The organism is Oligoflexus sp. (assembly GCF_035712445.1).
Taxonomy (GTDB): Bacteria; Bdellovibrionota_B; Oligoflexia; order Oligoflexales; family Oligoflexaceae; genus Oligoflexus.
In genome coordinates this window covers 17,772-39,513 of the sequence record NZ_DASTAT010000074.1, presented here as the reverse complement: position 1 = coordinate 39,513, position 21,742 = coordinate 17,772, and the positions used below count along the sequence as shown (strand labels likewise).

At 55.9% G+C, this 21,742-nt stretch carries 20 protein-coding genes; 12 read left to right on the top strand and 8 right to left on the bottom strand.

Annotation, left to right across the window (positions count from 1 at the left end; genetic code table 11):
- Positions 1-2 precede the first annotated feature (2 nt).
- From VFO10_RS17045 to VFO10_RS17030, 4 genes are all read right to left on the bottom strand, one after another.
- A complete protein-coding gene (locus VFO10_RS17045) occupies positions 3-1,877 on the bottom strand; it encodes a hypothetical protein (protein ID WP_325142324.1) in 1,875 nt (624 codons plus the stop codon).
- A 69-nt stretch (positions 1,878-1,946) separates the two neighbouring features.
- The gene (locus tag VFO10_RS17040) at positions 1,947-2,792 is read right to left on the bottom strand and encodes a hypothetical protein (protein WP_325142322.1); all 846 of its coding nucleotides are present in this window, start codon (positions 2,790-2,792) and stop codon (positions 1,947-1,949) included.
- Between the two features lie 115 nt (positions 2,793-2,907).
- The gene (locus VFO10_RS17035) at positions 2,908-3,654 is read right to left on the bottom strand and encodes an SDR family NAD(P)-dependent oxidoreductase (protein WP_325142320.1); all 747 of its coding nucleotides are present in this window, start codon (positions 3,652-3,654) and stop codon (positions 2,908-2,910) included.
- Between the two features lie 7 nt (positions 3,655-3,661).
- Entirely contained in the window at positions 3,662-5,467 is a 1,806-nt protein-coding gene (locus VFO10_RS17030) for a DUF885 domain-containing protein (RefSeq protein ID WP_325142318.1), read from the bottom strand.
- A 101-nt stretch (positions 5,468-5,568) separates the two neighbouring features.
- Between VFO10_RS17030 and VFO10_RS17025 the strand changes: the two genes are divergently transcribed.
- From VFO10_RS17025 to VFO10_RS16990, 8 genes are all read left to right on the top strand, one after another.
- Entirely contained in the window at positions 5,569-7,074 is a 1,506-nt protein-coding gene (locus VFO10_RS17025) for a glycosyltransferase family 39 protein (RefSeq protein WP_325142317.1), read from the top strand.
- A gap of 24 nt (positions 7,075-7,098) precedes the next feature.
- Positions 7,099-7,563 (top strand): Cys-tRNA(Pro) deacylase, encoded by a 465-nt coding sequence (gene ybaK / locus VFO10_RS17020; RefSeq protein WP_349259374.1) that lies wholly within the window; start codon positions 7,099-7,101, stop codon positions 7,561-7,563.
- A gap of 164 nt (positions 7,564-7,727) precedes the next feature.
- Positions 7,728-8,351, top strand: coding sequence for a hypothetical protein (locus VFO10_RS17015; protein WP_325142313.1), 624 nt, complete (start codon positions 7,728-7,730; stop codon positions 8,349-8,351).
- Positions 8,352-8,364: 13 nt separating this feature from the next.
- A complete protein-coding gene (locus VFO10_RS17010; RefSeq protein WP_325142310.1) occupies positions 8,365-9,420 on the top strand; it encodes a hypothetical protein in 1,056 nt (351 codons plus the stop codon).
- Positions 9,410-10,351 carry a metal ABC transporter substrate-binding protein gene (locus tag VFO10_RS17005; RefSeq protein ID WP_325142307.1) on the top strand — a complete coding sequence of 314 codons (942 nt, stop codon included), beginning with the start codon at positions 9,410-9,412 and terminating at the stop codon, positions 10,349-10,351. Before VFO10_RS17010 ends, VFO10_RS17005 begins: the two co-directional genes overlap by 11 nt.
- Before the next feature lie 4 nt (positions 10,352-10,355).
- Positions 10,356-10,970: an ABC transporter ATP-binding protein gene (locus VFO10_RS17000; protein ID WP_325142305.1), complete on the top strand. Its 615-nt coding sequence runs from the start codon at positions 10,356-10,358 to the stop codon at positions 10,968-10,970.
- Positions 10,967-11,785: a metal ABC transporter permease gene (locus VFO10_RS16995; protein WP_325142303.1), complete on the top strand. Its 819-nt coding sequence runs from the start codon at positions 10,967-10,969 to the stop codon at positions 11,783-11,785. Before VFO10_RS17000 ends, VFO10_RS16995 begins: the two co-directional genes overlap by 4 nt.
- Positions 11,786-11,876: 91 nt before the next feature.
- Entirely contained in the window at positions 11,877-12,332 is a 456-nt protein-coding gene (locus tag VFO10_RS16990; protein ID WP_325142301.1) for a hypothetical protein, read from the top strand.
- Between the two features lie 49 nt (positions 12,333-12,381).
- Here the strand turns inward: VFO10_RS16990 and VFO10_RS16985 are convergent, their stop codons facing one another.
- Positions 12,382-13,608 carry a hypothetical protein gene (locus VFO10_RS16985; protein ID WP_325142299.1) on the bottom strand — a complete coding sequence of 409 codons (1,227 nt, stop codon included), beginning with the start codon at positions 13,606-13,608 and terminating at the stop codon, positions 12,382-12,384.
- Between the two features lie 234 nt (positions 13,609-13,842).
- Between VFO10_RS16985 and VFO10_RS16980 the strand changes: the two genes are divergently transcribed.
- Positions 13,843-14,664, top strand: coding sequence for a PstS family phosphate ABC transporter substrate-binding protein (locus tag VFO10_RS16980; protein ID WP_325142297.1), 822 nt, complete (start codon positions 13,843-13,845; stop codon positions 14,662-14,664).
- Here VFO10_RS16980 and VFO10_RS16975 read toward each other — a convergent pair.
- Both VFO10_RS16975 and VFO10_RS16970 read right to left on the bottom strand, forming a co-directional pair.
- On the bottom strand, positions 14,651-15,844 hold the full coding sequence (locus VFO10_RS16975) for a hypothetical protein (RefSeq protein WP_325142295.1): 1,194 nt from the start codon (positions 15,842-15,844) through the stop codon (positions 14,651-14,653). The two genes, VFO10_RS16980 and VFO10_RS16975, sit on opposite strands and share 14 nt — an antisense overlap.
- Positions 15,845-15,852: 8 nt before the next feature.
- Positions 15,853-16,971: a GNAT family N-acetyltransferase gene (locus VFO10_RS16970; RefSeq protein WP_325142293.1), complete on the bottom strand. Its 1,119-nt coding sequence runs from the start codon at positions 16,969-16,971 to the stop codon at positions 15,853-15,855.
- A gap of 249 nt (positions 16,972-17,220) precedes the next feature.
- Here VFO10_RS16970 and VFO10_RS16965 point away from each other — a divergent pair, with 249 nt between their 5' ends.
- From VFO10_RS16965 to VFO10_RS16955, 3 genes are all read left to right on the top strand, one after another.
- Positions 17,221-18,162 carry a M14 family metallopeptidase gene (locus tag VFO10_RS16965; RefSeq protein WP_325142291.1) on the top strand — a complete coding sequence of 314 codons (942 nt, stop codon included), beginning with the start codon at positions 17,221-17,223 and terminating at the stop codon, positions 18,160-18,162.
- A 117-nt stretch (positions 18,163-18,279) separates the two neighbouring features.
- On the top strand, positions 18,280-19,593 hold the full coding sequence (locus tag VFO10_RS16960) for an FAD-binding oxidoreductase (RefSeq protein ID WP_325142289.1): 1,314 nt from the start codon (positions 18,280-18,282) through the stop codon (positions 19,591-19,593).
- Positions 19,586-20,341: an SDR family NAD(P)-dependent oxidoreductase gene (locus tag VFO10_RS16955; RefSeq protein ID WP_325142287.1), complete on the top strand. Its 756-nt coding sequence runs from the start codon at positions 19,586-19,588 to the stop codon at positions 20,339-20,341. Before VFO10_RS16960 ends, VFO10_RS16955 begins: the two co-directional genes overlap by 8 nt.
- Here the strand turns inward: VFO10_RS16955 and VFO10_RS16950 are convergent.
- Positions 20,338-21,663 (bottom strand): D-arabinono-1,4-lactone oxidase, encoded by a 1,326-nt coding sequence (locus VFO10_RS16950; protein ID WP_325142285.1) that lies wholly within the window; start codon positions 21,661-21,663, stop codon positions 20,338-20,340. The two genes, VFO10_RS16955 and VFO10_RS16950, sit on opposite strands and share 4 nt — an antisense overlap.
- Positions 21,664-21,742: the final 79 nt, after the last annotated feature.

Here is a 21,742-nt window from a genome sequence, read left to right as displayed (position 1 = left end):
CGTTAAAGCGCAACCTGCTTTTTCGCGGTTTCCTGATACTTTGCCAGACTTTCACGCACCGCGGCATCCTGGGTTTGCTCCAGGAGCTGCGCGATTATTTTCAGCGAAGATTCGCGATACTTCCTCACAGTCCCCACAAGACTCTTGGCGAGCGTGATCTTATCATCGTCGGGCAAGGCCTGTGCCGCGAGTTTACGCAGCGCCTGAAACCACGCGTCATCAGGGGTGCGGAGACTGATTGCCTGCAGGATCTGCCGCCTGACTTCAGCCGAAGCTTCCATAGGATAATGAAGGACAAGGTAATCAGGCGTGTTCAAGGGCTTGGCAAAACGCAGCGCAAAGAAAGCCTGACCGCGAATCGCGGGATCTGGATGCGTCAGCCAAGGGTCCAGGTCCTCGATCCGGCTGACTCCGCAATTGCCGAGCACGGCAAGTGCTTCGGTGGTGGCACCGAGTCCCTCGGCCTGCCTCAGATTTTGCAAAGCCAGGGCCTCCAAATGCTGCGCTCTTTTTTGCGCTTCGGGATTTTGAACCTGACTCAACCTTTGCCCCATCATCCCGAGCGCCAGACGACTGCTGCGCCGGACCGGGGAATCCTCGGGACCACGACTGAAGTTCTCCAAAGATTCCTGCGCTTCACGCGCGGGTTCAGGAAGGAGGCCAAGGGTCGTGATGATTTTTCGCGCCAGCGGCACATCGCTTTGCCTTTGATCCAAAAGATCGACCAGGGCCTTCTGCGCCTCAGGCTGACCCGAAGCGGCCAAAGCACGAATGGTCATCTTCAGGGCGGGATCGCTTTCATCCAGAACCTTCAGACGTTCCATGAGCCGGCGAATTTCGAGCGGATGCAGGTAAATCCAGGCTTTGAGCTTCAGATAGAGTTCCTGTGAGTTCTGCGTCCCCGGCTGATGCATCTGTCCCCAAAGATCTTCGAGTCCAAGGCTGCCGAGCGCGACCTTCTGAATGCTGGCCTCTTCACTGGAACCGCCCTCGCTTTGGCTTTGACCCCAGCGCGCTTCCAGACTGGCGACCCGCGTTTCATTCTGCGTGATTCGCTTCTGCCAATGAAGTTTCAGCACCGTATCGCTGGACCAGCTTTGGCCATTCAAGTCCTGCACTTCGCGCGTATCGGCCTGCAGCTGCTCCAGACCCTCGAAATGCGGCCGCATCAGGATCAAACTTTCACCACTGATTTTCTTTTGTGGTATCGGCGCTGCATCAAAGGATTTTTGGATATAAATCTTCTCAGCAAAGAGCGCTGGGCTCAAAGATGTAGGATCTATTTCATAGCGGGCCATAGTCGCGCCACCGGCCATGCTTTCCTGCTGATCCCAGGTGGGTGTGGCCAACGAAGCCGGAAGCACAACCTGCGTGCGCTCGCCCAGCGACTGCCAGAACTGGGCAACGGCGCCATCGGTTTCGCTGCTGATTTCGGGCTGCAGAAAAAAACCGCGGGTCGCGAGGCGTGCGCCCGTTCCTTCCACCCAACCTTTCAGAAGAGTCGACCGCAGCGGCGCTGGAATATGGGTGAGCTGCGGTGATCCCTCCGGTCGAATGCTGAGCCAGACGCGATAGCCATCGGTTTCCTCGGATAATACGAGGATATGCAGAGTGCCGACCAGTTCCACCTGAAAGCCCTGATCGCTTTGTCCGGGAAAATGCCCGAGACCGCTATAGTTCAAATCATAGATCAGCTCTTCTCCCCGCACCAAAGTCCAAAGGGGAATATCCTGCGGCGTCCAGATCGGAGTGATCCGGGATGATCCGGAGCGCGGAGCTTTGGAATAAAGTGCCTCGGGTCTGACATAATAAAGACCCGTGGCGGTCAGGAAGGTCAGAAGACCGATCCCGAGCACGATAAGGAGGCGTTTCTTCATGAAGCCCCTTTCTTCATAGAGGGACAGGGTTTCGCATCATGCGAGACCCTGCGCGATTCTGCTAAAAGCTTATTTCAGGATAGCGACACGCTCGGAATAGTCAAAGAGCAATTCATCGTGATGGTAACCGTCCCAGCGCAGGAGGTCGCGTTCGTAGGATTTGGAAACAGGACCCAGACCGGCTTTGGCTCGGATGAACACATGCCCGCGCAGAGCGTCCAGGGCATTGCGGCTCGTGGCATCGAAAAGAATGTAACCCCGGTCGCTGTCTTCGAAAAAGAGCGCGATATCATTGCGCAACACATCGTCGACCAAAACCACATCACCCCGGGCGATGGCTTCAGCGATCGCAATATCGACTCCGGCCTGGACATAAACCTGAGCGCTTGCGGCGGGTTCCAGGTTCAAAGCCACACCAAAACCCTTGGTTCCGCCGCGGATCGACATCCGGGCATTGGTGGTGACCCCATATTTCACAGGAACCGGCACAGGGCCGACGTTCAGGGTCAAGGAACCCGACACGTCAAGCTCGGGTTCGGGACTGATCGCGACATCCAGCATGGAATCCAGATCCAGATCCTCGCGGGCCACTTCAAAACCCATGACCAAAACGCGGGCACCAGCTCTTGCCGGCTCGCCCGTCCGGGCCTCTGCCCTGGCTTCCGCCTGCAGAAGATTCAGATCAAGGTCGAAGACGCCGGCGCGCGCTTCAGCACCGGCAAAGGCCTGGGCCACCTGGCAGTCGTAACTCAAACGGACTTCGCTGTGGACATTGATGTAGGCCTGTTCGTTGCCCATCGGCAGGTCATAAGGAAAAAACTTCTCATACGCATGCTGACAGTCGCTCGCAGCCCATACCGTTCCGGTCAGACCTAAACCCATTGCAGCCAAAAGCATCGGTCGCAGACTTTTCATGGCCAGCTCCATATGTTCCAAATTTTTGTATAAGGACAATGGGAGCGATCTTAGTGCCTGAAACACCCGGGCACAAGTAAAACTCATGTGAGGATTTCGTGCAACGACTGTACACTCAGCGGGCCGACCCGTAGCGTGTTTCCAGATAAAAGGGCAGATCGGAGCGATTCAGGATCTGCCAGAGTTCACGCGCGGAATCCTCGGGTGCCACCAGCTGACCGCTGCTTTCCAGCTGTCGAAAACGTTCCACCTGAGGAAAGGTCGTGGCCGGAATCTGCCGCAACTCGGTCTGCATCGGACTATTTAAAACTCCGGGCTCATAAACCACCATGCGCAGATCGCGGCCTGAAATCTCGGCTTCTGCTGCCATGACCTGAGCCGCCATGCGCAGACCGGCTTTGCTGCTGCAGTAAACACCCCAACCCGCATAGGGCTTGTGCGAGGCGCCACTGGAAATTTGTGCGATCCGAAGGGACTGCGCTGGAAATTTACGCAGGAGCCAATTGCAAAGCTGCAAAGGCACGGTAAGGTTGGTGTGAAGACTGGCCGCGATGCCGGCTGCATCCAGCTGTCCGATCGCGCCCACCGGATGCATGGTTCCGGCGTTATTCACCAGCGCCACACTCTTCCAGGCGTTGTGATCGGTATCAAGCAGAGACAGCGGCTGCAGGACCTGTTCGATGCCATGGTCCTGCGCGCTGAAATCCGCCTGGATTTGCCGCAGCCTTGGATGCTGAAGGTCCAGCCGGCGCCGCGCAATGCCAAGGACATGCGTACCGTCCTGAAGGCAAACATCCAGCAAGGCTCGACCGAGCCCAGAACTGTGGCCGGTGATGATGACAAGATCTTCTTTGGATTTCATGGGCCCCTCAACGCTGTTGTGCGATCCATCGTTCCACCCGCTCTTCCAGAAGGATCAGCGGCATGGCGCCATTTTCCAAAACCGCCTGATGAAAAGCTTTTCGATTGAATCGGTCGCCCAGGGCTGCCTGGGCCTTGCTACGTAATTCCAAAAATTTCAGCATGCCGATCATGTAGGAACAGGCCTGCCCCGGAACCACCACATAGCGCTCCACTTCGCGCACGGCCTGAGGTGCGGGCATGACCGCTTCTTTTCGCAGATAATCGATCGCCTCCTGCCGCGTCCAACGTTTCGCGTGAAGGCCCGTATCAACCACAAGCCGCGCCGCGCGATTCAGTTCAGCCCGCAGACGACCGATCGAATCGAAGGGATCCTTTTCCAAACCGGCTTCAAAGGCGAGTCGTTCCGCATAAAGCGCCCAGCCTTCCACATAGGCTGTGAAATTCATATCACGCCGGAACAAAGGCAGATCCTTCAGCTCCTGATTCAAAGCCACCTGCAGATGATGCCCGGGTATGGTTTCGTGATAAGCGAGTGTCCGCATTCCATACTTCGTCGTGCTGCGAATGTCACCGAGGTTCGCATAGAAAATCCCCTCGCGGCTCCCATCGACGGACGGCATGGAATACGAACCCGCGGGCGCGGATTTTTCCATATAGGACGGCGCCCGCTCGACCTTGACCCTGGCCTTGGGCATGGCTATGAAGTCCTGGCCCAGATTCTGCGCGGCCTCGTCGATGATGGCCTGATAATCCTTAAGAATCTGGGCACGGCCCTCTTCATTATCCGCATAGTAAAAGCGCGAATCCGCTTCAAGTCCTTCCATCATGGCACTCAAGTCGGCTCCGGGAAAACCCTGCTTGACCAGCAAAGCCCGCAGCTCATCCTGAACACGCGCCACCTCATTCAAACCCAGCTGATGGACAGCCTCAGGATCCAGATCGAGGGTCGTATGTTCAGCCAGGATATAACGATAGTAATCGACTCCGTTCGGCCATTTCCACACTCCGGCGTCGCTGCTCGCGACTTTCCGCAGATCTTCCGCGACGGCGATCAGTTTTTGATAGGCAGGATAAACAGCATCGCGCAGAGCCTCTTCCGCACCTGTTCGATAGATGTCCCTATCCTTCTCGTCGATAGCCGTGGCCGCGCGCAGCTTCTGATCGAAGGACGTATAGAGAATATTCTCCCGATGCGGAACGGCAATGAAAGCGCGCATAGTGTCCAGCACGCGATCCAAAATGAAGTCGGGGGGAACGATGCCCTTGTCCTTACGAATCTTCAAACCTTCGATCAGCTGATCGAACTTGTCCCGCGCCGCATAAAGACGAGCCACGTAATCCCGCGCTTCGGCCCGGCTTTCCACGGTGTGGACTTCCTGCATGAAAACCGGGAAATCATTCTGCACGCCGCTGAGGGGATTCAAAGGATAATCATGAAAGCGCCAGGGCCCCGTGGCATTTTTGAGCGAGCGCAGATACCAGGTGAAGACATCATAGGACAGCGCCTGCTTTTCGTTCAGGTCCGCCCGCGCATACCCCTGCAGGGTAGCCTCGCTCTGCGTGACGAAACGCTCCAAGCGATCCAGGGACTGCACGGAAATATCATCCAGATGCTTGCGATGCGAGGTGATCCCGTACTGATCAAGAATCCGTATGGTGGAAAGATATTCCGGGCTGTCGAGAGCATAAAGAAGGAAGGTGCGATCGAAAAAGTGATCGATATTCAAGGGCCTCAGGAAAAGCAGGCGAACCAGCCAAAACCCGCCCAGGAGGAGCAGCAGTAGTATTCCGTATTTCCAAGTTCTTCGCATCAGCCAGCCTCAGCATGGGAATGGTTGCAAATCATTGACAGCAAAGTATATCAAGCCTATACATTTCGCAAGACGCACGCTGCTGAGAATGAGGTTGCCTGATGAAGTCGCGACTCCCCGGTCCATGGTTGGTGCTGTTCGCTCCTTTCGTGCTCGTCCTGCTTCACGCCTGTTTTTACCGATCCTACGGTATCTTCCGCGATGAGTTCTACTATTTTGTCTGCGGTCAAAGGCCGGCCTGGGGTTACGTCGATCAACCGCCGCTGGTGGCCTGGATCAGCTATGCCCTGTCCTATCTTTTTCAGCAGGATTTGTCTCTTTACCGATTCTGGTCGTTTGCGGCCTCTGCGGCGCATCTGGCTCTGGTCCTGGCCTGGGTGCGCAAACATAAGGGAGGCACCCTGGCCCAGGCGCTGGTCGCAGTGGCGGTGATCATGTCCCCTCTGCGATTGGCCATGGATCATTTTTTCTCGATGAACAGTCTGGAGCCGCTCCTTTGGTTCGCGATTTTTTGGCTTTTCCCCCACATCGGCAGTCTGAAGCGGCACGAACTTTTGGGACTCGGGATACTGATCGGCATCGGTATTCTGAATAAGCACACGACCGCGCTCTATGTCGCCCTGATGAGCGTCGCCTTCTTCTGGAATACCCCGAACCGTTCACGTTATGTCGGACGCATTGCCTTCCTGGCCTTCATCAGCCTTGTCATCATCAGCCCCCATCTTTTATGGCAAATGCGCGAAGGCTGGCCCACGCTGGAATTCATGGAACATTCGAGGCTCTATAAAAACGAAGCGCTGACGCTGCTTTCACTGCTGGCAGACTTGATTGTGCACCATCATCCCCTGGTCGCCTTTCTTTGGGTGCCGGGATTGTTCGTGCTCCTGACCCGCACGCGCTGGCATTACCTGCGTCCCTACGCTTGGGTCGTGCTGGCTTTTTGCGTGCTTCTGATTCCCTCGCATGGCAAAAGCTATTACGCCGCGAGCCTGATGACACCGCTGATTGCCATCGGCGCTCTGGAGTTCGAATCACTCGGCCTCAGGGGTCGCTGGATTTTTCCGGTGCTGATCGGATTGAGCGGCCTTGTTATCATGCCCCTGAGTTTGCCGGTGCTGCCTGTGAATGTTTTTTTAAACTACCAGGAACTTTTAGGCTTCAAGGCGAATACCGGCGAAAAACAACTACAGGGTGTGCTGCCGCAGCATTATGCGGATATGTTCGGCTGGGAAGAGATGGCCCGCTTCGTGGCGAAGGCCTATGATGAGCTGCCCGAGGAAAGTCGGGCGGTCACGGCGGTTTTCGCCCAGAATTACGGCGAGGCCGGCGCTCTTGATTACTACGGCCGGCATCTGGGTCTTCCGCCCGCCTCATCGGGCCATAACAATTATTTCCTTTGGGGCTATCATCCTGCGGACGCCACGCAGCTTCTGATCCTGGGCGGCCTGCGCGAGGATCATGAAAAAGCCTGCGGAACCTTGAGCCCTCTTGGGGAATTCGACCAGCCCCTGCGCATGCCCTATGAAAGGCACCTGGTCCTTTATCTCTGTCAGAATTTAAAAAAACCTTTGAGCGAACTGTGGCCCGCGACGCGAAAATTCATTTGAGGGGTTTTTTCCGTGAATCATCCTATGACTCTGGCTGTGCGTCAGCTCCTGGCGGAAAAGGTGGAATTCACTCCGCATCTTTATAACTACGAGGAAAAGGGCGGCACCACGGTGTCGGCGCGCGAACTCAAGGTCGATGAACATGCCGTGATCAAAACCCTGATCATGGAAGATGACCAGAAGCGGCCGCTGATCGTGCTGATGCATGGCGATCGTCAGGTGTCGACCAAGGAGCTGGCGCGGCATCTGAAAGTGAAGACCATCGCGCCTTGCAAACCCGAGGTCGCCGATCGTCATTCCGGATACCAGGTGGGGGGCACCTCGCCTTTTGGCACGAAGCGCAGGATGCCGGTCTATTTTGAAGCCAGCATGCTGCAGCTCGATCGCGTTTACATCAACGGTGGCAAACGCGGTTTTCTGCTCGGCATGAATCCTCACGATATCGTTCGCATCCTTCAGGCCGAAGCGGTTCAGGTCGCGATCCCCTGAGGGGTCCCACGCAGAATGACGCCCACAGTGGCTAATGCAATATTCTGCTTTAGTGATGCGCTTTCCCCCTTCCCTTTTCCAAACAAATGGGGTTCTATGGACCCCTGCAGCCTTTCCTATTGCAAGAGGCTTGCAAATAAAAGAGTTCAACCAAGGAGATGACCATGAAACATCTGCATGCTCTCACCGCCCTGGCTTTGTTTACAGCTGTAGGCTGCAAAAAAGACGAGGATAAGACGACGGACCTGCCGCAGGGGTCTTTTGCCGAGCAAAAGTATTACCTGCTCGAAACCGGCGATCTGCAGCAGGGTGACGATCGTCTGCAGGGCTCCGGGGCTCTGGTCTTTGCATCCCCCTTGAATGCTATTCAATCCCAGGATAATTTCGCTTTGGAATTTACCATAGCCGAAGGCGGATCCCTGTCCTTGGTCACGCATTCGGATAGCAGTCTGTCTGATGGACTCACGGTGCAGTTCGAACGGGCGGGGACGGAACTGATCTCCAGCCTGAAGGCGGATGGAGCCGGCACAGGCGACAATGTTCTGAGTGGTGTGGACGCGTCGGGTCCGATTTCCCTGGCGGTGGATGTTCACAATAACGAAACACCGGCCCATGTTTTGATCTGGAACGCTGTCAATGGTTCTTATGAGGAAAATGAAGCTCTTTATAATTCAGAAGATGATGCCGACGCTCCGGGCGTTGGAAAAGGCACACTCTGGGGTCTGGTGCTGCGCAACGCGACCGTAAAAAAAGTGGAACGCGGCGAACCTAAATTCACCGAGGAATAAGAAAGGCGGCAGCATGCGTTTGCGTTGGTTCACAGTGCTTGGTCTATCGAGTGCCGCAGCCTGGGGTCAGGATTCCAGTGGCCTTAAAATCTCAGCGGCCGTGGATCTCATGGGCTCCTATAAGGTGAATGAGGAGAGCAGCGCCCCGGACAGCTTCGATGCGCGTGAGGCGGAAATCGTTCTGACCGCACCGATCGATCCATCCTTCGATGGTTTTTTAAGCTTCGCGGCCCATCGTGAAGACGGCGAGGCCGTCGCGGAACTCCATGAGGCCTTCATTCGAACCACACGCCTCGTGCCCCGCTCCAATATCCGGGCAGGCCAGTTTTTTCTGGGCGTGGGACGCCTCAATCGACTGCACCGGCATGAGTGGCCCATAATCTCGGCACCCAAAGTTCACACGGAATTTTTCGGTGAAGAAGGCGCCTTGGATTCCGGCCTTGAATACACCTGGCTGGCGCCGTTGCCTTTCTTTTTGGAAAGCACCTTCGGCGTGACCAACGGTTATACCTATGGCCACGCGCATGACGCCGGTGAAAAACCCAAGCAGCCCACGCATTATGCAAGGCTCGCGACCTATACGGAATTGCCTGGCAATGGCGGAGCCCAGACCGCGTTGAACTATCTAAGCCGCACCGATGCCACCGGCACGCGCATGACTTTGGCTGGTCTGGATCTGACCGCGAAGTGGCGGGATGCCGGCGTTTTGGATTTCCTTCTGCAAAGCGAGATCTGGCACCGCACCCTGACCCCTGAGGGCGCAGCTGCGGAAAAAACTCTCGGCGCTTACGTCCTGCCTCAGTATGCGTTCGATGCCCAGTTCTATCTGGGCCTTCTGGTGGATTATTATAGTGTTTTAAGCCTGAAGGATGCCATCGGTCAGAGCGTGGATAATTCCGTGATCGGCGTTGTTCCGACTTTGACCTATAAAGCCAGTGAATTTTCCACTCTGCGCCTTGCCTATCATCATGAAAGGACAACGCGTGAAGATCAGGCTGATCAGAACGATCAGCGCCTGGAATTTCAAGCCAACTTCACCATAGGAGCCCATCCCGCTCATGACTTCTAAACATATCATCCTAAGTCTTTTCTGGAGTTTTGTGTGGAGCGCCAACGCCTGGGCCGCGGACCGCATCAAGGTCATCACCACCCTTCCCGATTTTGCCTGGATGGCTCAGGAAATCGGCGGCGAATTCGTCGAAGCCAAAGCCCTTCTGCGCGGCACGGAAAATCCGCACTATGTGGATGCCGTGCCTGATTTCATTCGCCTCGTGGCCGATGCGAAAGTCGTCTGCGTGGCCGGAATGGATCTTGAAGTCGGTTATATGCCGGCGGTTCTGAGCAAGTCCGGCAATGCCGCTGTGCAGCCGGGTGGTCCGGGTTACTGTGAAATCGGCAAGGGCGTGACCGCGCTGGATAAACCCACGGGGCCCATCGATCGCTCGATGGGGGATGTGCATCCGGCGGGCAACCCGCATTTTTTCCTGAGCCCTAAAAGTATGGCCGAAGGCAGTCAGGAACTTGTCAAAGCCCTCGCGCGCGTGGACCCGCCTCATGCTGCCCAGTATGAAAAAGCCGGTGCCGCCTTCAAAACGAAAATGGATAATCTGAGCCGGGAAATCAAAGCGAAATTGGAGCCTTTCCGGGCCGCTCAGCAGGGCAAGCCCCTTCTTCTGGAATATCATAAGGAATATGCCTATTTTCTTGCGGACAATGGGCTTTTGTCCTATGGCAGTCTGGAAGAAAAACCAGGCATGCCTCCATCGGCGGGACGACTCGCCACTGTCGGATCAGCGGCCAAGGCCGCGGGTGTGAAACTGGTCCTGGCTGCGGATTATAATCCGGAAAAAACTCTGCAGCGCTTTCAGGAAATCTCGGGCATTCCCCCTGTGATCGTGCCGACCATGATCCAGGCCAAGGGCCCGGCCACCAGCTATCCTGAACTTCAAAAACAGATCGCTGATGCGCTTCTCAAAGCTCTTCAGGCCAAAGGAAAGTGATCTCATGCCGCAGCTGCTCAAGGTTTCTGACCTTGCCTATCATACGCCGGATCACAGGCCTTTGATCCACCGTCTGAGCTTCGCCCTGGATCATGGCGAACTCATGACCATCACGGGCCCCAATGGAATTGGGAAGAGCACGCTGCTGCGGCTTCTTTTGGGTGAAGGCCGCCAGGCAGGAGGCAGCATTCAGTGGCAGCTTCCGATGTCGCGCATCGGTTTTCTGTCCCAGCTGCATAACCGTGAGTTTCACATCAGCCTGACCCTGGCTGATATCCTCGGCTTTTCCTGCCGCGTGGATCCGGAGCGAATCCATAAGCAAAGCCATGGGCTTTTGCAGGCCGATCATTTGAATCGGGCCTGGAATACAGCCAGCGGTGGCGAGCGGCAAAAGACTCTTCTGACCCGCATCTTTCTGAAGGATCCTACCGTCCTTATCCTGGATGAACCGATGAATCATCTGGATGTCACCGGGCGTCAGCAGCTGCGGAGCGCTCTCATGCATTTCATCCAGGATGGGCAGCATGCTGTGATCATGGTCGGGCACGAATCCTTGCTCGACCCCACGGAATGGAATCCGCATCATAAGATCGACCTGAAAGGATATGTCGTCCCGTGAACCAGCTTCTTGCCATCTATGGTTGGACCATAGCCGCCAGTATGATTCTCGCCGCCGGTCTTGCTCTACTCGGGACGCAGCTCGCGGCGCGTGATCGCGCCATGCAAACCCTTTGCATGGGCCAGGGTGCGATGCTCGGTGTGCTTTTAGGTCTTGGCCTTGCCGTGCATCCTCTTTTGCCTTTGATCGCAGCTTTGGCCAGCGCGGCCTTGACTTTTGCCGTCAGCGAATTCCTGGTCGCCCGGCGCATGGCATCGAGCAATACCCATTTTTCCAGCCTTTTCGCGGTGCTTCTGGCCGGCGGCTATCTGATCAGCGCGCTCTTTCCGGCCTTGGAAAACCACATGGCGCAAAAGTACTTCGGTGATTTGGCAACACTGAGCGCCGAGGAATCCTACTGGGTGCTCATCATGGGTTTGATCCTGCTCCTTCTGATGACCCTTTTCCATAGACGTTTCACCTGCGAATCCTTTGAAAAATCCATCACGGGCGTCAGTCACCCCGGACGAGTTCCCTTCTCGACCTTTGATGTGATCACGCTCGTCACCCTTTGCTTCTGTGTACAGACCGTGGGTTATCTTTTCACGATCGCCTGCCTTTTTATTCCGACCGCCGTGGCTTCGCGGCAGCTGGCGGCGGGTCTTCGGCGTCATCTCTGGTTTTGCGGAGTGACTGCGTTCGTCGCCTCAGGCGCAGGCTTTTTCCTGTCTTTGGAATCCACGCGCATGCCGACAGTCCCGACGATCATCGCCGTGATGCTGCTGGTGAGTCTCGTCTTTTCCCCGCTTTTTGCAGGACGCAGACGACATCGGTAATCTTAGCTATTTATCGCTTCCCCAAAACGACCATAATCAAAGCCGAGGCCTAAGATCATGGCACGACGTTCTCGTTTTGGAGGAATAAAACATGAATACTGCCACTCAAAAAAGATCAGCCCTCAGCCTCCGTTCGGATAAACTTCGGCTTCATGGTTGGGCCATGGGCCTTATTCTTCTGGCCGCGAGTCTGCTCGTCGCCTCATCCGTGACGGCCGTCGTTAATTTTGTCCTGATTGCGATTCCCGTTCTGACGATCGCCGCCGTGCTTGCCATGTTTGTCATGGGACTGCCTATGGTGGCTGCGGGCATCGAAGCCCGGCGCGAAGCCCGCGAAATGGATTTCCAGGGAAGTCCTACTCTTTTAGCCTTGAATGGTTCCTGGAAGCATCCCCAGGCCTGGAGAAGGGGCTATCATCATCATTTTCTGGGCTTTCAGCCTCTCGATCATCGGGTTGGGATACATCTGGCTTCGGATTCGGACTATTATGATGCACGTGGACTCGACCACACTTTGGAAGGCTTGACCAACTGGAGGCGCTACTGAAAAAAAAGAGGAAGAGCCGCGAAGCTCCCCCTCCAGCATGGGCGCATGATCAGCCATCGAAGTCTGTATCATCCGCTTCAAAATTATCGCGATCGACGTGAAGCAGGTTCAGGCGGCCCTGACCGTCGCCAATGCTGAGCACATCGTGTTGCCAGCTCAGAACCTCGGCTTGGAAATTTTTTCCCAAATCCAAATAGCCTTCCAGCTGCAGCGAGCGATCCTTGCAGCGATTGCCCTGATCGTCCGTTCGCACCGAATAAACGTAAACTCCAGCGTCCCCATTGGCTGTCAGAAGAAGGCCATGACTCAGGGCTGCATCACGCGTGCTGCTCCGGGCAGGATCAAGGCCAGCCTTGATCACAGCGGGCACACGAAATAAAGCCTTTTGATCCGCCTGGCAGAAGGCGCGAACACCGCCCTCACCCAGGATGGTCATGGCCATTTCCTGTCCGATGCGAATCGGTCCATGGGCCTCCTGCTTCAGCGGGGCATCTTCCGCGGGAAACGAAGCCTTCACCTGAAGGTCGGGGTCGAGCTGCACCAGCTGCGAGGCCCGGATCATCCAGAGGGAAGCAGCATCACGACCCAGCTGCTCCAGGCTGGTGACAGTCAACTGCGAGCTGATCCCGCCATCCTTTTTATGGAGGCCGAGGAGCTGCCCCTGACTGCGATCGAGCAGCCAGACCTTGTCCCCCAGAACAGCAAGGTCCGAAACCGTGCTCATCTCCAGAGTTTGAATCTTCAAGTCATCCTGCCATTCAAAACCCTGAATGGAAATGCGTCCGACCTGTGCCTGCCCGGGATTGCCACTGAAGCCTGCAAAGTAAACCGAACTTCCATCCAGCGCCACACTCGTGACAGCCATCGTCGGCAGCTGCAGCTCTGCTCGCAAAACAGGAGCCTCAGGATCGGACATATCAATCAAGGCCAGGGCGCCCAGCGCGCGTCCATCAGGACTTGCATAGGCGACGAGGAGGATTTGATTCTGCTGCAGAAGACGGGTGATACGCAAAGGCGCTCCGCCGACTGAAGGCGCTTCCAAAACTGTTGAGAGCTGCACCGACATCGGCCGGTTTCCCAGGGAAGCCAGGTTGCCAAAGACGGTGTGCAAGGGAATATCCCGTTCCTCTACAATCTGTCTTTCCGTATGAAGCTGTTCGCCGCGTAAGACAGTGTATTCGATCGGTGTGGAGTAACGAACTCCCGGCTGGGGCATGGCGCATGCTGTTGCAACTAGAGCCAGGCCTCCAGGCAGGAAAGGAAATCTGGGGAGCATAATCTCCTCCTTTCATGGAGCACCCTATCGACACGAGTGACCGCGGGATTTCCGACTTTCCTGTTTGATTCTATTTTTACAATAATATCATATGCTTAAAAGCGAAATGCGGTCATCAATTGACCGGTTTTCAATCTTTACCGGGGCTTCACAGTCAATTGATTTGTCGCAAAGTTCCCAAGGTTTTATACCCGAGCTACCCCTTCGGGTGCCCACAAAACCAAGGAGATACTTATGAAGCGCCAACTGTTTTTCGGCTCACTCTGGATCGGCACATCTCTTTTCGCTCAGGCTTATGCGGGTTCTTTGACTTTGAAAGGTTCCGATACACTCGCCCCCTATATGGAGGATGCGATTCGCGCCAGTGCCCTCGACACGAATCTTGTTTATCAGGGCGGCGGTTCAAGCCTCGGTGAATCGGCCTTGATCAATGAGGAGCAGCACCTGGCTCCCATGTCGCGCGCCTTCAAACCCGAGCAGCTTCAAAAAGCGGCCGCCGCGGGTATCCAGATCGTCGAGCACGTGATCGGTTTGGATGGCGTTGGCGTCTTTGTCAATAAAAGCAATAGCACTGTGTCCCTTACTTTGGACCAGCTGAAAAAAATTTATAGCTGCGAGATCAGCAACTGGTCAGCCGTCGGCGGTCAGGATAAAGCCATCGTAGCCTATCGTCGCGATGATGCCTCGGGCACCACGGACACCTTCAAATCCCTGCTTGGCCTTGCAAGCTTCGGCAGCTGCGTTCAGGTTCTGAATGATACGGCCGCGATTGCTGATCTTACTGCGAAGGAAGCTGCGGCGGTCGGTTACTCGGGTCTTTCCGCAATTCGCGACGGCAACCGTGAACTGCCCCTCGCCAGGACCGCAGACGCTCAGGCCTATGCGCCAAGCCCTGCGAACATTCGCAGCTTTGATTATCCCCTCGCCCGCCGTCTTTATATTTATGAAGCCGTCGGCACTCTGACCGAAGGCGAGCAGACTCTTTTGAGCAACATCCGGGATCGTTCCTTCTCGGACCCGATCCTGACGAAACATGATTTCTTCACGCTTGATTGATAAGGTTGGGCCTCGGTCTCGCCGAGGCTTCCTCCTGCCCTGCCCGTTCTTCATTCCACTCAATGCCATCCATCGTGCAGCTTGAGAGCGGAAATCTTTCGCGGCGGCAGATCTTGAAAAAATAGAGATAGCATTTGATCTGATAGAGCAGCGGCCAAAGATCCGACCATGCAAACATCACATCCGGAGCGCGGAAGCATTCGCGCAGCGTTTTCCAGGCCAGGCGTGGGCTCGATAGGATATCAGGCAGCGCCGTCACCACTCCCAGAACGATCTGCGCGCGGCTGCGGGACGCCTTCTGCGGCAAGGGGCGATCGGGATTCAGTATGGCCTGGGCCAGCACATCCGGGTTCACAAGGTGAATGCCGCTGGTGATCCGGGGATTGCATTCAAGGGCGAAGATCTCGCCGGCTGGCGTTCTTTGAAAATCAAAGGAAAGGAAACCGTGATAATTCGTCTTGCGCGCGAAGGTTTCGATCCACTGCTCAATGCGCGCATCACGGATGCTTTGAAACACGACTCCGATGTGCCCGAGCGTGACCGAAGGGCGATAGAGCTGGGTTTTCATAAGACGTCCGTTTTGGACAACGGAAAAGGAGCAGAGCGTTTCCCCCGGGATCTTTTTTTGAATCAGCCAGCTGCCGTCCATCGGCACATCGCAGGTCGCGGGATCGGTTCCCGCCTTGGCGAAGATCACGCGACTGCCACCCCGGGAATAGCAGCGTTTAAGGACAAAGTCGTCCTGCGTGAGCTTCTGCGCGACGCTGCCTTTTAAAAGAAGCGTGGACGGCGGAACGCTCAGACCCATGGCGTGCGACATATCGTTGAAATTCTGCTTATGATGGCATTGCAGCATAAGCGGGGCATCGGCAAAGAAAAAAGCGCAGTGCTTTTCAATCTCGGCCGCGAAGCTTGCGAGGTAAAGGACCTCTTCACTGGCTGGCACCACGAGTTCAATGCGCTCGCGTTTGATGATATCAATGATCGCGAGTTCATAAGAGGCGGGTTGCTGCCGGGGTGGTGGCACCACATAGGCCTTCGCCACCGCACGCGAGCCCTGACAGATAAAGGTGGGATAACTATCCGCGACCACCACATGGCAGCCTGCGCGCGCAAGGGCCCGAGCCAACTCCAGAGCGCTCGGCACGCGCCCGGACGTCAGCAGAATTCGCTTTGCCAAATTGCCCCCTAGATCAAGGCAACGTCAACGTACGGAGCTTTTTCCCCGGACGCCTGCATCAGGGCCGTTGGCTCCGCAGCTGCTTTGACTTGATGTGAATAAAGATGAACCTTGGTCTTGACTCGAATTATAGCGCGAAGACATTGTTTGAGCCTATCTTTTTCATGAAAGCCAACGGCCACGAACTGATGCTCGCCCTGCTGTCTGACCTCGCGCATGACAACGCGCACGAGATTCCGTAGAGCGGAAACAGCTGTAGGCTGACAAGCCGGCCAGCGCAGATAGAGATAACGGAGAGGCCGACCTTCGACCGGAACCGGCGGGACCTTCCAGATCGCCCCGAGCCAGGCCAGAAGACGGACCACCAGCCGAAAGAATCGACTCAGACGAACTGCCACTGTGCGGCGGAGGCTCTTTTGGTCCCAGGTGCCGAGGCAGGCCAGGATCTCGCCCGCTTCATTTTCCGCCAGCCAGATATTCTGCAGGCCGAACGAACCATGGGCTTCAATCGAACGAGCCAGAAATTCCTCGGTAAAGGCTGGGGCTCCCGGACTGCTTTCGTAGCTGCGGCTCAGAAGCGCCGCGATTGCAGGCAAATCCTCGGGTCCGGCCGTGCGATAGCGGTAGTGTTTGGAAGGCCGATAGTTCCAGATGGGAAGGAGCTGATAGAAGTCGATTGCGCCATCATAACATACCTTGATCGCGTCCCCCAGAAGACGCTGGGCTTTGACCGGGGCGGCGTTGCCCTCCATGATTTCGGCGCTGCCGTGATGATAGCCCTCGCTCAAAAGTTTATGCCGATAGATCTCGACAAACTTCGCCGCAATGCGGGTTCCTCGCCAGGCGGGATGGGTGCGCAGATCGCCGATGTGAAGAACCTTGACCAGTTTCCCGTGCCAGTATTCCTGTCGCTCAATCAAGACCACCGAGCCGACCAGATCACCCCGGACATCTTCCGCGACGTAAATATACGAGCGATCGCCCTGCAGTCTGGTCATCGCAAAAAAATCAGGATAACGGTCGAGGTAGACCTGAAGCTGACCGCGCATCGGACAACGGCGAACCAATTCGATCAGCCGTTCATTATCATCCAGAGCAGCTTCACGGATACGATACGATAAGGCCATTACGTCCCTCTTTGGCAGACTCAAACGCTGAATATCATGGCGGTAAAAGTCTTCTTCTTCCGACGAATGAGTGGCTTTGTCAAATGAGAATATCAAGATCACGTCACGCGGACCGACGACGCCTGCATCCCTGTTGCGAGAAGAGAGCGAAAGCCTTGCCTGCTCTGATGTTCTACATGGCTTGTCAATTGACACTTGCCGCGTCAAGCGATAGTATCCGCCTCAGAAACGAAACAGGAAATAAACGCCATGCGCGCGATTTTCATTCTCTACATCCAGATCATGGTTTTGGCCTCGGGCTTCACCCAGACGGCTTATGGACTCCAGTTCCAACGCTACCATGCTCAGGAAGAGATCGCTCAATATCTTCGCAGTCGCGCGCAAAATTATCCAGATGTGGCACGCTTTGTTGTCCTGGGACAATCCCTTCAGGGCCGCGAGATCGCGTATGTCGCGATCAGTAAAAACTGGAGCCCTGACGTCCCCGCCATCTATTTCAATGGCACTCATCATGGAAACGAAAAGGCTTCGACGGAAGCTGTGCTGGGTTTGATTGATTTTCTGATCCATCAGCGCGACCGTACCGATGTTGATCGGCTTCTGCGGAAGTATCGCATCGTCCTGCAGCCTTTGGTCAATCCGGATGGTCACGCGGCCAATCTGCGAACCGATTCTCAGGGTGTCGATCCCAACCGGGATTATGCCACGCCCACACGCCCCGAGTCAGAGGCTTTCCGCCTTGTGGAAACACGCCTCGTCCGTCGTCTTTTGAGTAATGAACGCGTGGTGGCCTCGGCGGCCTTTCACTCTGGACTGGAAGCGGTGCTCTGGCCCTGGTGTCATACACCGTCAACGAGCCGACATGATCCGATCTTCAAGTCCCTCGGTCAAAGTGTGGCGCGAACCATGGGCATGCCTAAATACACGCAATCGTTCCACGACTACCAGACCGACGGTGAATTCATCGACTTTGCCTATATGAAGTTTGGCGTCTATGCCTTGACCCTTGAGGTCGCTCATGAGGCGACACCCGACGCCGAGCAGCTCCCCGCCATTGTTCAGCGCGCTGTGAACGGCTCGGTGGCCTTTTTGAAGGCTGTGGATCGCGTTCTGCCCAAAGCTCCTGTTCAGCAGGTCAGCAACAGCGACAAGACCAAGGCGGCCCGGCCTCTTCTTGGAGCCGGTCACTAACCTTTCCTGATGTGCCAACCGCCCCACAGGATTTTCCCAGCAGATACGAACGCCCCCGCTGGATTTTCCCGATTGACCCCGGTATGCTGACTCATGTCACGAATTCAGGGAGCACCGGTGAAACCAACGCAGTCTTGGGGTGGGATGAAGGGTCGCGAGTCCCGCCAGGAACCCGTCTATTGGAAGCAGGATCTTCACGCGGCTCTTTTGCGCGATACGCAATTCCTCTGCTATGGGCAGGGTCGCAGTTACGGTGACAGCTGTTTGCCGAGTGGTGGTACGGCGCTTCTTATGAGTCCCCTCAATAAACTCCAAAACTTTGACGCCCAAACCGGACTGATCAAAGCCGAAGCCGGCCTCAGCTTCGAAGCCCTGCTGGATTTCATCGTCCCCCACGGCTGGTTCGTCCCGGTCACCCCAGGCACGAAGTATGTGACCCTGGGTGGCGCGATTGCCAATGACATTCACGGCAAAAATCATCACAAGCGTGGCACCATAGGCTGTCACGTCCAGGAGCTGGAAGTTCTGCGATCGAACGGGGAAACGATCACCTGCAGCCCCACGCGCGAAGCGGAGTTCTTCGCCGCCACCGTCGGTGGGCTGGGTTTGACCGGCGTGATCACCGTCTGCACCCTTCAGCTCATTCCGATCGCCTCAGCCTTTATGGACGCGGAAACGATTAAAACCACCGGGCTTGACGATTTCTTTACCCTGGAAGACGAATCCGCACGCGACTGGGAATATTCGATGTCCTGGATCGATTGCATGGCGCATGGAAAAAAACGAGGGCGCGGGATCTTCTTCCGCGGCAATCACGCGAAAAACGGTGACCCCGCCGCGGAATTCACGGAACAAGCCAAATGGAAAGTCGCCGTGCCCTTCCAGGCGCCGTCCTGGATTTTGAACCGCTGGTCCATCCGCGCGTTCAATGAGCTTTATTATCAGCAGCAGCAAACAAGGGTAAAAAAGGGCCGCATGCCGCTCGATCCCTTCTTTTATCCGCTCGATAAGATCCTGCATTGGAACCGGATGTATGGACAGCACGGCCTTCTGCAATACCAGTTCGTGCTCGATTCCAAACGGCAGCAGGAACTCACTGAAATCTTCGACATCATCGCCCAGTCGGGCATGGGATCCTTCCTTGCCGTTTTAAAAAAATTCGGCGATATCCGCTCCCCCGGCATGCTTTCCTTCCCGCGGGATGGTTATACGCTCACCCTCGATTTTCAGAATCAAGGGCCACGGTCGGAAGCTCTTTTCAAAAAACTCGATGCGATCGTCCTAAGGGCCGGCGGACGACTTTATCCCGCCAAGGACGCGATGATGAGTCCCGAACTCTTTCAAAGTGGATATCCGCTGTGGCGTGAGTTCAGTCGCTTTGTGGATCCCAAATTCACTTCCCAATTTTGGCAAAGGGTGAGCCGTGGTTGAGTCCCCCAATGATCCTGTCGTGGCCATCTTCGGCGCGAGTTCCGGCATGGCCTTCTCTGTGGCGCGGATTTATGCGCAAAAGCATGCCCGCCTTTTTCTGATTGCCCGTGACAAGCAAAAACTGAACGATATCGAACGCGACCTCAAAGCACGCGGCGCCAGTGAAGTCCAGTCACTGGTGGCGGATCTCGGCAGCGCATTCGGAGCCCGCGCCGCCACAGAACTTTTACGGCAGCGCACCACGCATGTCGATGTCGTGATCATTGCCTCCGGCATCCTTGGGGATACCGAGCAGCTCCTCAGTGATCCGAAGGCCTGCGAAGACCTCTTCAATGTGAACGTGCAGGCACCTATAGCGATCAGCAACAGCATCCTGCCCCTCCTTTTGCAGCAAAAAAGCGGTGTGCTCGCCATCTTCTCCAGCGTCGCCGGTGATCGCGGCCGGGCCAGCAATTTTGTTTATGGCGCGAGCAAAGCGGCCCTGACAGCCTATGCCTCGGGCCTTCGCGCAAGACTCTCGGAAAGCGGCGTGCAAGTCCTGACCATCAAGCCCGGAATCGTGGCCACGGCGATGACGGCACATCTGCCGCGCGGGCCACTGACTGCCAATCCCGAGGCCGTGGCCAAACGCATTGTGCAGGCCATCGAGAAGCGGAAGGATACTCTCTATGCTCCAGGCTTTTGGCGCTGGGTCATGGCCGTGATCACACACCTGCCGGAATTTATTTTCAAGCGCCTGCGTTTTTAAAAATCCCGACCGTGCACCAGAGCATCCGCAAATGGATTCAGGAATTTCCCCCCGGGATCCAGGCTCTGGCGTATTTTATTCCATTCGTGAAAACGTGGATACGCATCCATCGGATTTTTGTAAAAGAGTTTACCCCAATGCGGCCGTCCCTTGATCTTGCGAAACTCATCTTCCATGGTTCGGAAATAGCCTTCATAGCCGGAGCCAAAGGATGGAAAGACCTGGACCGCAAGATAGGACGTCGGCTGGCCGAGCGTCGGTGACAGCATGGTTCCCACGTCACCGCCCAGAAAGCGGACTTCGCCGGGGAAGCTCGCATAATAGGCTTCGCCCTTGGTCTTTTGCGCGTGAAAGCGATTCACATCATGATAGATGGTGAGCGCCTCTTCAATCCGCTCCAAGGGAAAGGCATATTCCATTTCAAAGAAGCGAACGTTGCGCATGGAGGCCATCACTTCATAACAACGGCCGACATAGTGCTCTTCGCTCGCCAGCTGAGTCATCAGACGCATCACAGAGCCTATTTTTGAAGGCCAGAATGAAGTGAGACGTAAAACAGACGCGAGCACGAAATTTTCCATGACGACATCATTGATCCAGGCGCCCAGGCGTCCGCGATCACAGGTCTTGCTGCAATGGTCGCGCGTCAGCATCAGAACCTGATCATGAAAAGGAAACGTGAAATATTCGAAATGATCGTGGGTTTTATAAAGGGCAGGATCCAAAGCCTCTTTCTGCGAGACGATACGGCTGCTGAATTCCAGGTGATGCGCATCTTCGAGCTGAAAGCTGAGGGAATAAATCACGCCCAAAGTCCCAAGCGACAGTCGCGCGGCTTCCAGCATCAGCCGGTCGTCCTCGCGATCCGCCCGCAGTTCCAAAAGACTGCCATCGGCGAGCACAAGCTCCATTCCGATCAGAGAGCGCCCGTCACAGAACGATCCCCACTTCAGGCCCGTCCCATGCGTCCCGGTCGCAACCAATCCGCCCATGGCCTGTTCCGCAATATCACCCAGACTGGGGAAAGCGAGTCCGTTCTGCCATAGAACCAGATTCAGATCCTTGAGCTTGATACCCGCCTCGACCTTCACCTGCTTTTTTACAGGATCCAGATGCAGCACGCGATTCAGGGCATCGGAATGGAGCAGGGTATCAGGCGTGGCCACACAGGCATTGAAGCTATGCCCCGTACCCCGGACCCGGACCTTGTGACTTTTTTGGACGACGCTTTGCAGCTCGGCGAGGTTTTGGGGGCGCAGTGTCTCCCGGGGCCGGGCTTGAATCAAACGAGACCAGTTGCGAAATACCACGTCTGCTGCCACGTTTTCCTCCTGGGCACCCGGCGATCCGTTGCCTTGCTCGTGGGACCTGCATTATGATTCCTTTTTTCTGCTTCGCATT